The sequence below is a fragment of the Duganella dendranthematis genome (assembly GCF_012849375.1).
GTDB lineage: Bacteria > Pseudomonadota > Gammaproteobacteria > Burkholderiales > Burkholderiaceae_D > Rugamonas > Rugamonas dendranthematis.
The window spans coordinates 4,986,982-5,000,558 of record NZ_CP051684.1 but is presented as its reverse complement, the minus strand read 5'-3'; the positions used below and the strand labels follow the sequence as shown (position 1 = coordinate 5,000,558).

Sequence of the window (13,577 nt, the reverse complement as noted above, 5' to 3'; positions counted from 1 at the left end):
GCGGCTTCTGGCTCATCCCTGATGGAGAATCTGCATGCAAGCTGCGCCACTGTCCTACGGCTCCGATCAATCCGGCCTGGTATGCGGCTATCTGTTCGGCCGCGACGGCGACGGCAAGGCGATTCCGCTGGACACCGACGCCGCCTGCCGCTGGCTCAAGCAACGCGAACAGACACCGCAGGAATTCATCTGGCTGCACTACAACCTGGCCAACACCGCCAGCGAAAAATGGCTGCACGAGCACACCGAACTGGCGGAAGAGTTCTACGACAGCCTGCACGAAGGCCCGCGCTCGACCCGCATCGAACTGGCCGACAACACGCTGGTGGCGGTGGTCAATGATGTGGTGCACGACTTCACCTTCGAGCCGTCCGACATTTCCACGCTGTGGCTGAGCGTCGACCGGCAAATCGTCATCAGCGCCCGCCGCAAGCCGCTGCGCGCGGTGGACAGCCTGCGCAATGCGGTGCGCAACGGCGAGCCGATCCGCTCATCGGTCGAGCTGCTGATCCATCTGCTGCGCGACCAGGCCGATGCGCTGATCAAGATCGTGCGTGACGCCATCAGCACCGTCGACGGCATCGAAGATAATCTGCTGGCCGGCAAGCTGACCACCAAGCGCGCCAGCCTGGGCGCCTTGCGACGGGTGCTGGTGCGGCTGCAGCGTCTGCTGGCGCCGGAACCGTCCGCGCTGTTCCGCCTGCTGCAAAAGCCGCCGGCGTGGATGGCCGAGATCGACGCGCAGGAGCTGCGCCAGTCAACCGAGGAATTCTCGATGGTGCTGGCGGACATGGCGTCGCTGCAGGAACGGATCAAACTGATCCAGGAGGAGATTGCGGCGCTGGCCAGCGAGGCCAACAATCACAGCCTGTTCGTGCTAACCGTGGTGACCGTGTTGGCGCTGCCGATCAACATCATCGCCGGCCTGATGGGGATGAACGTGGGCGGCATTCCGCTGGCCCAGTCCGAGCATGGCTTTTTGGTGGTGGTGGTGATCGTGGCGAGTTTTACCGTGATCGCCGGCTGGCTGGCGTTTCGTCGTCAGCGCGACGTGGGGACGGACTGAACTTCAGCATCCGCACCCGCCATATGCCGGCCAGGGTAGCCAGGATGCCGAGCACCAGCGCGGTCAGGTTGTCGCGGCGATAGGCGCTGCGCACCGCATCCAGGCTGGCCACCTCCTTGCCGCCGACCGCCACCACGTAGGCGGTATAAAAATCGCCCGGCGCAAAGCCGGTGCCGGCTTTTTGCTGACGATAGAATTTCACGCTGACCGGATACAGCTCCGCATCACGAATCGTCTGGCGCTGGCGGATGTCGGGGTCGCCCTTGGTGTACAGCACCAATTGCTGTTTATCCGACAGGATGAAATACATCGCCCCGTGCGTCTCCTGCTGCCATAGCACGCGGCCGCGCGCCGTCTCCAGCTGCTCCGCTTTCGGGAAACGATACTCCAGCGCGCCAAACAGCGCGATCAGGCCGATGCCGAGCAACAGGAAAAAATACGCCCCGCGCTCGCTGGCAAACCAGTCTTTCATAATCAGATGACGTCGATAGCAATGCCCGCATCATACCTGCAACAGCTTGACCACGACGAGTACCAAGGTGGAATTCAGCGCCGCCACGCCCACCAGCGTGGTGATCATCCACTTCATGATGCGCGTTTCCAGCAGCGCCAGATCGGCCTTGGTGGCGCAGTTTGCCTGGAGGGCCGCAAGCGTGGCGTCAATCCGGGCAATGTCTTCCTTGGTAGCGGCCGTTCTGGACAGCACCGTCACCTCAGTGGTCAGTACAGCGACGGCCTCAGTCAACGTGTCCACTTGGCGCTTCAGCCCGGCAACCTCGTACTCGACGACCGTTAGTCGCCGATCAATCGAGGCCAATTGCTCACTCATTTGTGTGGTGTCGGTTTCCATGTAACCATCCTGCGCCATGCGGCTGGCGTCTGGCAAGCTGGGCAGGGTTGAGTCAGATCAAACCAATAAATAAACTTTTTCGTTTACTTATTATCGCACCGGCAGTACAGTGGAGGGCATGAAAACGTCCCTACTGATCTTCTCCGCCTGCCTGCTAGCCCTGCTTTCCACGATCGGCGCGGCGTTGCCGTACCCGATCCTGCCGCCGCTGTTCGCGGCCGGCGCGACCAACGGCCTGAACGCCTTCCTCGGCCTGCCGCCCAAGCTGCTGTTCGGCCTGGCACTGACCATCAACCCGATCGGCCTGCTGATCGGTTCCGCCCTGCTCGGCCCGATGTCCGACCGCTACGGCCGCCGCCCGGTGCTGCTGATTACTGCGGTCGGCGCCGCCATCGGCCACGCCGTTACCGCCGCCGCGCTGCTGATTGAAAACTACCCGTTGTTCATCATCGCCCGCTTCGTCACCGGCCTGCTGGAAGGCAGCGGCTCGGTGGCCCGCGCGCTGCTGGCCGACCGCCTCGAGGGCGACCTGCGCCGCAAAGCGCTGTCGTGGCTGAACGGCGCCTTCTACATGGGCTGGCTGGCCGGACCGCTGCTGGCCGGCGCCACGCTGCAATTCGGTATCACCACGCCATTCTGGGTCGCCGTCGCCGCGCTGTTGCTGGTCGCCGCACTGGTTGCCATCACGCTGCCGAAGGAAGCCCCGTCCGCCGCCACCACCTCCTGGTGGCAAGTAGCGCGCCACCGCCACGCGCTCAACCTGCTGCGCGAACCAGACCTGCGCAGCCTGTTCATCATCACGCTGGCCTACACCTGCGGCGTCACCGGCTTCTACGAGTTCTACCCGCTGTGGCTGGTGGAAGTGCCGGGCTACGGCGCCCAGGGCATCGCCTGGACCACCGCCGCCATGTGCGCCGTCATGACCGCCACCACCATTGTGGCCGGCCGTCCGTTCCAGGGCGAACCGCTGCTGCGCGCGCGTCGCTATGCGTTTGCCGTGGCCGGCATCATCGCCGCGCTGGCGGCCAGCAACGCCACCTTCGGCATCCTGTGCATCGTCCTGTACGGCATTCCGCACTCCTTTTATAACGCCATCGTGCCCAACTACTGCGCCGAACGCTTCGGCGGCGCCCACGGCCAGGGCGCGGTGATGGGGCTGATTTCCACCACCTTCTGCCTGGCCAACATCATCATGGCGCTGGTCGGCGCGGTGCTGACGCTGATCGACACCCGCCTGATCCTGCTGCTGGGCGCCGCCCTCACAGCCTGGTCGGCCTGGCGCATGCTCAGCTGGCACCACAGCATGCAGACGGAGGTGACGGCATGAACACCGCCGACCACACGCTCTTCCTGATCAAGACGCGCGGCCCGCAAACCGCCCAGCAACTGGCGACACTGCTGGACCTGACCTCGATGGGCGCCCGCAAGCAGCTGGAAGCGTGGCAGGAAAAAGGCATGGTCACCTACGAAGACGTGGCCGACAAGCCGGGCCGGCCATCGCGCCGCTGGCTGCTGACCGACGCCGGCCACGCGCGCTTTCCCGACCGCCACGCCGAGCTGACCGTGCAGCTGATCGACCAGGTGCGCAGCCTGTTCGGCGACGCCGGCCTGGAAAAGCTGATCACCTCGCGCGAACAGATCAGCGAGCGCGATTACCGCCAGCACCTGGCCGCCGCCCGCAACCTGCCCGAGCGCGTGCAGGCACTGGCGCAGGCGCGCAGCGCCGAAGGCTATATGGCCGACATCGAAACCCAGGCCGACGGCAGCCTGCTGCTGGTGGAAAACCACTGCCCGATCTGTGCCGCCGCCAAACAGTGCCAGCAATTCTGCCGCTCGGAGCTGGACCTGTTCCAGCGCGTGCTGGGACCGGACTGCTCGGTCGGCCGCGTGGAGCACATGCTGGCCGGCGCGCGACGTTGCGTGTATGTCATCAAGAAGATATAATAAGAATCGTTCTCATTTCGATTCTTATTAAGGAGTTGTGCATGCCCCGTCACCTGCCCCTGCGTCCCATGTTGCTGGCGCTGTCGATGATTTACACCAGCCACGCTCTGGCCGCCACCGACGATGTCCCTGAAACGCAGTTGCAGACGGTCACCGTGACCGGCGCCTCGGAGCAGGACTCCTATACCACGCGCGCCACCAAGTCGGCCGGCAAGCTGGAACTGTCGCTGCGCGAAACGCCGCAATCGATTTCGGTGGTCAGCCGCGCGCTGATGGACGACTTCAAACTCGACAACATCAACCAGGTGCTGGCCACCACCACCGGCGTCACCGTCGAAAAAGTCGAAACCAGCCGCACCTACTACACCGCGCGCGGCTTCGACATCGTCAACTTCCAGTATGACGGCGTCGGCATGCCTGTCGTCTTCGGCAACATCCAGGGCGATCTCGACACCGCGCTGTACGAGCGCATCGACGTGGTGCGCGGCGCCAACGGCCTGATGGCGTCGACCGGCAATCCGTCGGCCACTGTCAACTTCATCCGCAAGCGACCGACCGTCGGCACCCAGGCCAGCGCCAGCGTCACCGTCGGTTCGTGGAACGACCGCCGCATTGAAGGCGACGTCAGCACCGCGCTGAACGAAAGCGGCAGCGTCGCCGGCCGCGCCGTGCTGGTGCACCAGCAAAGCGATTCCTATCTGGACCGCTATGCGCCGAAGAAAGACGTCGCCTACGCCGTGATCGACGCCCACCTGAGCAAGGACACCCTGCTGACCGTCGGCCACACCTACGAAACCAACCGCGACAAGGGCCCGATGTGGGGCGCGCTGCCGCTGTACTACACCGACGGCACGCCGACCAACTATCCAATCGGCACCAGCACCTCGGCCAGCTGGTCGCGCTGGGACACCACCACCAACAGCACCTTCGCCGAGCTGAACCACAACCTCGGCCAGGGCTGGCATGTGCAAGGCACGCTCAACTACATCACCGACAAGTCCGACTCCGACCTGCAGTACGTCTACGGCACCCCGGTCAAGGGCGTGGGCGGCGGCCTGTATGCTTACCCGTCGCAATACGGCGCCGACCAGAAACAGACGCTAGCCGATATCGCGGTGGACGGCAAGTTCATGCTGGGCGGCCGCCAGCACGACCTGGCCTTCGGCTACAGCTGGTCGCGCTCCAAGCTGAGCGACTTCTCCAACTATGGCCAGGGCATCGGCACCGAACTGCCGGGCCAGACCGCGTTTGACGGCAGCTATCCGATGCCGACCTTCGACGCCGCCTACGACGGCAGCCACTACGAGGACCGGCGCAACACGGTCTACCTGGCGGCCCGCTTCAACCTGGCCGACGACTGGAAAGTGCTGACCGGTCTGAACAGCACCCGCGCGCGCAGCAGCGGCGAGTCCTACGGCACCAGCAAGTACAAGTCCGCCAGCAAGACCACGCCGTACGTGGGCGTGGTGTATGACATCACCCGCGAGCTGTCGGCCTACGCCAGCCACACGCAGATCTTCAATCCGCAAAGCGAGACCGACGCCAACGGCGTGCCGCTCGATCCGGTCGAAGGCAAGACCACCGAAGCCGGCCTGAAAGCCGCGCTGTTCGACAACAAGCTGAATGTATCCGGCGCCCTGTTCCAGACCAAGCAGGAGAACACCGCCGAGCAGGCCGGCATCATCGGCGCCAAGGCTTACTATCGCGGCATCAATGCGGAATCGAAGGGCTTTGAATTCGACAGCTCGGGCGAGCTGGCCAAAGGCTGGGAAGCGAGCGCCGGTCTGACCCGCCTGACCTCGATCAAGGGCGACAACGGCGTCACGGTACGGACCTACGTGCCGCGCACCACGCTGCGCGCCAACACCACCTATCGCCTGGCGGCCGAACCGAAGCTGAAAGTCGGCGCCACGCTGGCGTGGCAGAGCGAGACGTCGACCGACCAGGAGCCGGGCATCCGCACGGTGCAACCATCGTATGCCACGCTGGGCCTGATGGCGCGCTACGAAATCGACAAGCACCTGTCGCTCTCACTCAACCTGAACAACGTCACCGACAAGAAGTATTTGACCAGCCTGTATTGGACGCAGTCGCTGTACGCAGCGCCGCGCAACGGCAGCGCCACGCTGAGCTGGACCTACTAAGCGGCTTCAATGACTGGCGCAACTAACAGTAGCGCCAGTTGTTCCGGCGGCAGCGGACGGCTGAACAGATAGCCCTGCATCTCGTCACAGCCGTTCTCGCGCAGGAAGCTGCGCTGCTGTTCGGTCTCCACACCTTCCGCGATCACCCGCAGCTTGAGGCGATGCGCCAGGCCGATGATGGAACTGGCGATCGCCTCGTCGCCGCTGCTGCGGCCCAGATCGCGCACGAACGACTTGTCGATCTTCAGCGTCGAAATCGGGAACGACTTCAACGCCGACAGGCTGGAATAACCGGTGCCAAAATCGTCGATCGACAACGACACGCCCATCGCCCGCACCGCCGCCATCTTGGCCACGGCCTGCTGCAGGTCGCGCATGATCACGCCTTCGGTCACTTCCAGTTCCAGCCATTCCGCCGTCAGGCCGCTGTCGGCCAGCGCGCGCTGCACGCGCTCCACCAGTTGCGGATCTTCGAACTGGCGCGGCGAGACGTTGACTGAAATCCGCAGCGGCGCCAGGCCGGCGCGCTGCCAGGCGCGGTTCTGCGCGCAGGCGCTGCGCAACACCCAGTCGCCCAACGCGATGATCATGCCGCTTTCCTCGGCCAGCGGAATGAAGCGATCCGGCCCGATCACGCCATGCTCGGGATGGTCCCACCGCACCAGCGCCTCGACGCCGAACACGCGGCCGGTGCGCAGGTCCACCTTGGGCTGGTACACCAGCCGGAACTGGCGCTCGTCCAGCGCGCTGCGCAAGCCTTCCAGCAGCAGCAGCTTTTCCTCGATGCTGGCGTTCATCTCGCGGGTGTAGAACTGGATATTGTTCTTGCCCAGTTCCTTGGCGCGGTACATGGCGGCATCGGCGTTCATCAGCAGCGTGCCGGCGTCGCCGCCGTCATTCGGATACACGGCCACGCCGATGCTACAGCTGACCTGCACTTCCTGGCCGCTGACGCTGATCGATTGCAGCACCGCCTTGCGTACCCGCTCCAGCACCGGCGTCGCATCGACCACCGATGCCGGTTCGTCCAGCAGCAGCACGAATTCGTCGCCGCCGAAGCGGCCCACGGTGTCGCTCTCGCGCAGGCAGCCGGACATGCGCTCGGCCACCACCTTCAGCAGCTCATCGCCGGCGTTGTGGCCCAGGCCATCGTTGACCAGTTTGAAGCCATCCAGATCCATAAACGCCACCAGCACCGTGCCGCCATTGCGGCGCGCCTGGGCGATGGTGTGCTCCAGCCGATCGGAGATCAGGCTGCGGTTCGGCAGGCCGGTCAGCGTATCGTGGTGGGCCAGGTGCAGCATGCGCTCCTCGGCCGCCTTGCGCTCCGAAATGTCCCGCACAATCGCCACGATCCCGCCCTGCACTGCCACCACCTGCTGGTGCAGCCAGCGCGCGCGCAACTGGGGCACTGTGTTCTGCCATTCCTGTTCGTGCATGCCGCCGGCGGCGATCACTTCAATCAGCCCTTTCAACATGCCGTTGCCGCGTGCCGCAGGGATCAGCTGGCACAATGTGGTGCTGCACAATTCCTGCTTGCTGGTGCCGGTCATCTGCGCGGCGCGGACGTTGGCCTCGACGATCTTGAAGTCGACGATCACGCCGTCGCCATTGCGCACTTCGCGCATGACGAAGAACGCGTCCATGCTGGCTTCCGACGCCGCCGCATAGGTTTCCTGCGCGCGCCGCATGCGGGCGCGGGAGCGCGCGCCTTGCCAGGACCACAGCCAGGCCAGCGCGGTGAGCACCACCAGGCCGGCGCTGAGCGTGGCGGCCTCCCACAGCTTTTCGCGGCGCTGGCGCTCAAAGCCGGCCATCAGTTCCTGCTCGTCCAGCCCCACCAGCACATTCAACGCGATGCCATGCAGTTCGCTGATGCCGCTGTATTTGCCGCCGATCTGATTTTCGATCTCGCCGTCGGCGGTGCCGAGGCGCTGGCCGAACGACATCTTGTCGCCGGTGCGCAGCGCGCGCACCACGCCGTCCGATCCCACCAGCCCGAGCATGCCGCGCTCGCCCAGCCGGCTGCGCTCATAGCTGCTGGTGAAATAGGCGGGATCGGTTTCGACGATGACGATGCCGGCGAAATTGCCGTCGACATCATCCAGACGCCGCGTGAAGTGCAAATGCCATTCGCTGTTGGCGGCATCGCGCAGCGCCGGGCTGACGAAAGTCGCGCCGCTGTCGCGCTCCTGGTGGAATTTGAAGTAGCCCTGGTCCGCCACCGAAATCGACAGCGCGCGCGGGTTGCTGGCCACCGTCACGCCGTTGCGATCGACGATGCTGACCACGAACACCACGCCCGGCGGCAGCAAGCCTTCGCGGCCCAGCTCCGGCAAGGCGCCCAGTGGCCCCTTGCGCTCCACCGCATACTTCAGCATGCGCAGGGTCTGGTCGATGCCGTCGATGCTGCGCGCCACCTGGGCTTCGTAGGTGCCCAGCATTTCGTGCAGCGAATCGGCGGCGGCGTCCTGCGCGTGCTGGCGTTCGGCGTCGATCTCGTGGAAGGTCACCAGCCAGATCGCCACCAGCAGCAGCAAGGCAAACAGCGGCAGCGACACATGGGTATCGAGACCGCGGCGCAGCCAGCGCGCGCGCAGGCTTTCTTTGGCAGAGTTCATTGCATCACCTCCAGGGCTTTGACGCTGGCATCCAGCGCCGACTTGTCGATGTAGGCGATCATGGCCGGATTGTCGGCCACCAGCTTGCGCGCGGCGACGCTGCTGGCCAGTTCGCGCGGCGGCTGGCCACGTCCGGTGAACACCATCTTGGTCCAGTAAGCTTTCATCAGCGCCGGCGTACGGGCCGCCACCGTGGCATAGAACTCGTTGCGCAGCGGGCTGCCCAGCGGCAGGTCGAGCGCTACTGCCTCGGCGCCGCCGGGGAAGCGGCCGCTCTGGGCAAGAAAGATCGCCGCCACCTGGTCGGCGCGCAGCGCGTTGAGCGGATTGCGGGCGGAGACCACCACCACGAAATCGGCGGCGCTGACCATGCCGCTAAAGAGCAGGCACACCGCGAAACACCAGCGCAGACGGGAAAGGAGCTTGGCCATGGTCAGAACACAAAATCCACAGCGGCGCTGAACAGCGACACCGGCTCGCCGGCGCGGAAGCCCGGCTGCACGTTGATCAATGTGCCGGTCGACCCCGATAGCGGCAGGATGCGGTCGTATTGCAGCTTGAGCGCATAGCCGGAATAGAAGTCCCAGCGCACGCCGGCGCTGGCCGTGTTCTGGCGCGCGATCGCCGCCAGCAGCTGATTCAGGCCGCCATTCAATTGTGCGCCGGCCGCCACGCGCTGCGCTGGCTGCCCGGCCAGGTCCAGGCCCGCCACGCTGTTCGGCACATTCGGGCGCGATATCGCATAGATCACGTACGGTGTCAGGTCGCGGTGGCGATAGCCGGCGCTCAGATAGGCGGCGGTTTTGTCGCCCATGTAGGAGTGAGCGTTCATGCGCGCGATCTCGCCCATGGCGAACCAGCGGCCCGGATCGTAATTGAAGCCCAGCGTGGCGACATAGGCGCGCTTGGGGTTGAGCTGGTATTGGTCCGCCAGCGCATCGCCCTGGGCGTCGAACTGGCGCAGGCCATCGAACAAGGGACGCGCGAGATCCACGCTCAGATCCGCGCGCAGTACGCTGGCGCGCAAGGTCAGCGCGCCAGCCGTGGCGATATGCGACACCCCTGTCAGGCCATGCGCTTTCGCGCGCGCCTCCGGCGTGGCTGGAACGTCGGCGCGACCATAGAAAAACTGCGTGACATGGTTGGCTGCCCCCGACTGCCAACGGTAGCTCAGGTCCACGCCATCGCTGCTGGACAGCGGAATCGCGCCATACAGTTCCACCGGCGGCCTCACCCAAGGCAGCGCGTAGCCGGCCTTGCGATAATCGCCGGCTAAAAACAGCGGCAGCGTGATGCGGCCGACGCGCAGGCTCAGGTCCGGCGTGGCGCGGTACTGCACATACGCCCACTCCACCGCAGGCCCGTAGCCGTTGCGCAGCGTGCGCTCGGACACCAGTTGCACCACCGCCGACCAGTCGCGGTTGAGATGCACGCCGGCCTGCACGCCAGCGCGGCTGTCCACCGTCGCGCTCCACTGCCGGCTATAACCGACCGCCCCCGGACTCAGATAGTTGGCGGTAAAGTCGGCCTGGTCACCGTTGCTGCGCGCCACACCCAGCGTGCCGAAGCCGCCGAACGTCCAGCGCGGCGCATCCTCATCCACCACAGGCGCGGGCGCGGACGCGGGCTGGCCTGCCAGGGCTGCACAGCAGCTCAGCATCAGCACAGCGGCCGTGGCAATCACGGAGGCTGGTGGTTTCGGCGCGAGGTCTACGGTCATACGGTTCCTGTTATCTGCATCGGCAACCCACCGTCATGGCGCGCACGCGCGAGCGCGGACTGCGCTGGGCGGCGTCTGTTTTTAAGACTGAGTGGGAAAATTGTTCGGCGTCAGGCCGGCTATGAAAGCCGCTAGGGACGCGCGAGGCACAAGGCTGGGGTGCCGATCCGACGAATTATTCGGATAGATGAACTTTATACCGCTTCGATGAAACTGTCGATGCCTTAGAGCAACATATATCGACAATTCTCTCCAAAAATCACATATTGGCGTAATATTTAGACAATTGAGATATCAAAATGATGACAGATAGCTTGCACTATCCGTCATCTTATCCTTGCGCTAATGCCAGGATCAGCTTGTCGATACTGTATGGCTTTAGCAGTAGCTGCGCACGCTCCAGCGGCGCGCTGGGATGCTGGCCGCTGGCGTAGATAATGCGCAGTTCGGGATGGGCGGCGCGCGCCTTAGCCGCCAATACTTCGCCCGACATATCGGGCAGCGAGATATCGGTCAGCATGACGTCGACCGGATGGGCGGCCAGCAACGCCAGCGCAGTGGCGGCATCGCCGGCAGGGTGCACCTGATGGCCCAGCAGCTCCAGCAGCTCGGCGGTGGTGTCGCGCAGTTCCGGTTCGTCTTCCACCAGCAAGATGCGGGTCATGCCTGCCGGCGCTGGCGGCGCTGGCGCTGGCGGCGCAGCCAGTTCCGCCGTCACCTGCAACTGCTGCTGGCGATTGCCCAGCACATGGCGGATCTTGCGCGCCAGCGCCTCCCGCGTGTACGGCTTGCCCAGCAAATCGACCCCCGCATCGAGCCGGCCGCCGTGCACGATGGCGTTCTCGGTATACCCGGACGTAAACAGCACCGCCATGCCGGGCTGCCGCTCGCGCGCCTTGCGCGCCAGGTCCGGACTGCGCAACGGGCCAGGCATCACCACGTCGGTGAACAGCAGGTCGATCTGCATGCCGCTGTCGATGATGCTGAGGGCACTGGCGGCATCGCTGGCCTTCAGTACCTGGTAACCCAGTTCGCTCAGCAGCTCGACCACGGTGGCGCGCACGCCCTCGTCGTCCTCGGCCACCAGGATGGTCTCCTTGCCGCCGATGACGGCGCGTGCTTCCAGCGGCAGCGGCGCATCCTCGTCCTCGGTGGAGCGCGGCAGGTACAGCTTGACGGTGGTGCCGTTGCCCGGCTCACTGTAGATCTTCACATGCCCGCCCGACTGGCGCGCAAAGCCATACACCATCGACAGCCCAAGGCCACTGCCCTTGCCTTCCGGCTTGGTGGAGAAGAAGGGATCGAAGGCCTGCTCCAGCACTTCCGGCGTCATGCCGGTGCCGGTGTCGCTGACGGCGATCATCACGTACTGGCCCGGATTGAGTTCCGGATGCGCCAGCGCATAGGCATCATCCAGATAGGCGTTGCCGACTTCGATGGTCAGCTTGCCGGCGCCGTCCATCGCATCGCGCGCATTGATGCACAGGTTGAGCACCGCGTTTTCCACCTGCGTGGTATCGACCAGCGTATTCCACAAGCCGCCGGAAATCACCATCTCGACCTCGATCTCCTCGCCCAGACTGCGGCGCAGCATGTCCTCCATGCCGGCGATGAAGCGGCCGATCTTGACCACGCGCGGATCGAGCGCCTGACGGCGGCCGAAGGCCAGCAGGTAACTGGCCAGACGCGCGCCGCGCGTCACGCCGGCCAGCGCGTTGTCCAGCCGCCGTTCGGCGCGCGCATTGCCGGCCACGTCGCCGGCCAGCAGTTGCAAATTGCCGGAGATGACCTGCAACAGATTGTTGAAGTCATGCGCCACGCCGCCGGTCAGTTTGCCGATGGCTTCCATTTTCTGCGACTGCTGGAGCGCGGCGGCGGTGCGCTTCATCTCTTCCGCTGCCGCCCGTTCGGCCGTCATGTCGCGGCCCACGGCGTGCACAAAGCGCGCGTCCGGCGCCGCCGTCCACGCAAGGATGGCGTAACCGCCGCCCTTGCGCTGCGTGCGGTTTTCAAATTTGAAGGTGACCGCGCCGCTCGCCAGCGACGCCATTTCCGCCCTGGACGCATCCAGGTCATCGCGGTGAATCAGCGCATACACCGAAGTGCCCAGCACCTCGGCGGCCTCCCAGCCCAGCAAGCGGGTAAAGGCCGGATTGATGGCCTTGATCCAGCCTTCAAGGTCCGTCACCATCATCACGTCGGTGGAGTATTGCCACATGCGGTCGCGCTCCGCCGTGCGCTCGGCCACCTGCCGCTGCAACATGGCGGCGGTCGATTTCTGGTCCTGGATGTCGGTATTGGTGCCGACCCAGCGCTGCACCACGCCTTGCGCGTCCACGATGGGCTGCGCGCGCACCAGGTGCCAGCGCCAGTCGCCATCGGCGCGGCGGATGCGGAATTCGGTCTCATAGGTCTGCGCAGCGGCAATCGCAGCGAACCACAGGTCGCCGGCGGCGTCGCGGTCGTCCTCATGCACCATCTGGCGCCAGCGCTCGCGGTCCATCTCTCCCGCCGGCGTACCGGTATAGCGGTACAGCTGGTCGTTGAACCAGTCGACGATGCCGTCGGCGCCGGAGGTCCACACCTGATTGGGCATGGTCTGCGCCAGCGTGCGGAAAGTGTTCTCGCTGGCGCGCAAACGTTCGCTCTCTTCTTGCAGCGCACGTTCGGCCTTGACCTTGCCGCTGGTCTCGATCACCACCACCATCACCCCCACTGGCACCCCCGCCTCGTCGACGATGGGCGAGTAGTCCAGATTCATCCACACCTGCTCGGCCTTGCCGGAACGGTACAGCGTCAACTCTTGGTCGACGTACGCCAGCGTGCCGCCGGCCAGACCGACCTTGATCACATGGTCATTGAAATCCGCCACCTCCGGCCAGGCCTCGCGCACATTGGCGCCGAGCGACATCGGATGGCGATTGGCCGCAAACTGCGCGTAGCCGTCGTTATAAATCATCACCCCCGCCTCGCCCCACAACGTGACGATCGGCACGGGCGAGCGCAAAATCAGCGCCACCGTGGTTTGCAGCGATTGCGGCCAGCCGGCCATCGGCCCCAGCGCGGTCTGGCTCCAGTCAAAGGCCGCGATGATGTGCGCGAGTTGGCCGCCGCCTTGCAGGAATGGTGGAGTCACAGGGGAAACAGAATGAATGAGGTTGCTGGATTATAGCTTTGTCTAATACAGAAAAAACGCACACCGCTGCAATCGTGCATTGCTAACAAAATAAAT

General features: G+C 64.9%; 10 protein-coding genes. 4 read left to right on the top strand and 6 right to left on the bottom strand.

Annotated elements, in window-relative coordinates; all coding sequences use genetic code 11:
- The first annotated feature begins 34 nt into the window (after window positions 1-34).
- Window positions 35-1,066 (top strand): transporter, encoded by a 1,032-nt coding sequence (locus HH213_RS22975; protein ID WP_110848234.1) that lies wholly within the window; start codon window positions 35-37, stop codon window positions 1,064-1,066.
- On the opposite strand, the gene HH213_RS22970 is transcribed toward HH213_RS22975, so the two are convergent.
- Window positions 1,008-1,538: a hypothetical protein gene (locus HH213_RS22970; protein ID WP_169113775.1), complete on the bottom strand. Its 531-nt coding sequence runs from the start codon at window positions 1,536-1,538 to the stop codon at window positions 1,008-1,010. The genes HH213_RS22975 and HH213_RS22970 overlap by 59 nt on opposite strands.
- Window positions 1,539-1,568: 30 nt before the next feature.
- On the bottom strand, window positions 1,569-1,916 hold the full coding sequence (locus HH213_RS22965) for a hypothetical protein (protein ID WP_169113774.1): 348 nt from the start codon (window positions 1,914-1,916) through the stop codon (window positions 1,569-1,571).
- Between the two features lie 118 nt (window positions 1,917-2,034).
- Here HH213_RS22965 and HH213_RS22960 point away from each other — a divergent pair, with 118 nt between their 5' ends.
- The 3 genes from HH213_RS22960 to HH213_RS22950 are packed head-to-tail and all read left to right on the top strand — an operon-like array spanning window position 2,035 to window position 6,004.
- Window positions 2,035-3,243 carry an MFS transporter gene (locus tag HH213_RS22960; RefSeq protein WP_169113773.1) on the top strand — a complete coding sequence of 403 codons (1,209 nt, stop codon included), beginning with the start codon at window positions 2,035-2,037 and terminating at the stop codon, window positions 3,241-3,243.
- Window positions 3,240-3,860 (top strand): helix-turn-helix transcriptional regulator, encoded by a 621-nt coding sequence (locus tag HH213_RS22955; RefSeq protein WP_169113772.1) that lies wholly within the window; start codon window positions 3,240-3,242, stop codon window positions 3,858-3,860. The genes HH213_RS22960 and HH213_RS22955 overlap by 4 nt, the downstream gene beginning before the upstream one ends.
- A 41-nt stretch (window positions 3,861-3,901) precedes the next feature.
- Window positions 3,902-6,004 carry a TonB-dependent siderophore receptor gene (locus tag HH213_RS22950; RefSeq protein WP_229263117.1) on the top strand — a complete coding sequence of 701 codons (2,103 nt, stop codon included), beginning with the start codon at window positions 3,902-3,904 and terminating at the stop codon, window positions 6,002-6,004.
- On the opposite strand, the gene HH213_RS22945 is transcribed toward HH213_RS22950, so the two are convergent.
- From HH213_RS22945 to HH213_RS22930, 4 genes are all read right to left on the bottom strand, one after another.
- A complete protein-coding gene (locus HH213_RS22945; protein ID WP_169113771.1) occupies window positions 6,001-8,625 on the bottom strand; it encodes a bifunctional diguanylate cyclase/phosphodiesterase in 2,625 nt (874 codons plus the stop codon). The two genes, HH213_RS22950 and HH213_RS22945, sit on opposite strands and share 4 nt — an antisense overlap.
- The gene (locus tag HH213_RS22940; protein WP_229263116.1) at window positions 8,622-9,056 is read right to left on the bottom strand and encodes a phosphate ABC transporter substrate-binding protein; all 435 of its coding nucleotides are present in this window, start codon (window positions 9,054-9,056) and stop codon (window positions 8,622-8,624) included. The genes HH213_RS22945 and HH213_RS22940 overlap by 4 nt, the downstream gene beginning before the upstream one ends.
- A 2-nt stretch (window positions 9,057-9,058) precedes the next feature.
- Window positions 9,059-10,345: a hypothetical protein gene (locus HH213_RS22935; protein ID WP_169113770.1), complete on the bottom strand. Its 1,287-nt coding sequence runs from the start codon at window positions 10,343-10,345 to the stop codon at window positions 9,059-9,061.
- Window positions 10,346-10,676: 331 nt separating this feature from the next.
- Window positions 10,677-13,481 carry a PAS domain S-box protein gene (locus tag HH213_RS22930; RefSeq protein ID WP_229263115.1) on the bottom strand — a complete coding sequence of 935 codons (2,805 nt, stop codon included), beginning with the start codon at window positions 13,479-13,481 and terminating at the stop codon, window positions 10,677-10,679.
- Between the last annotated feature and the right edge of the window lie 96 nt (window positions 13,482-13,577).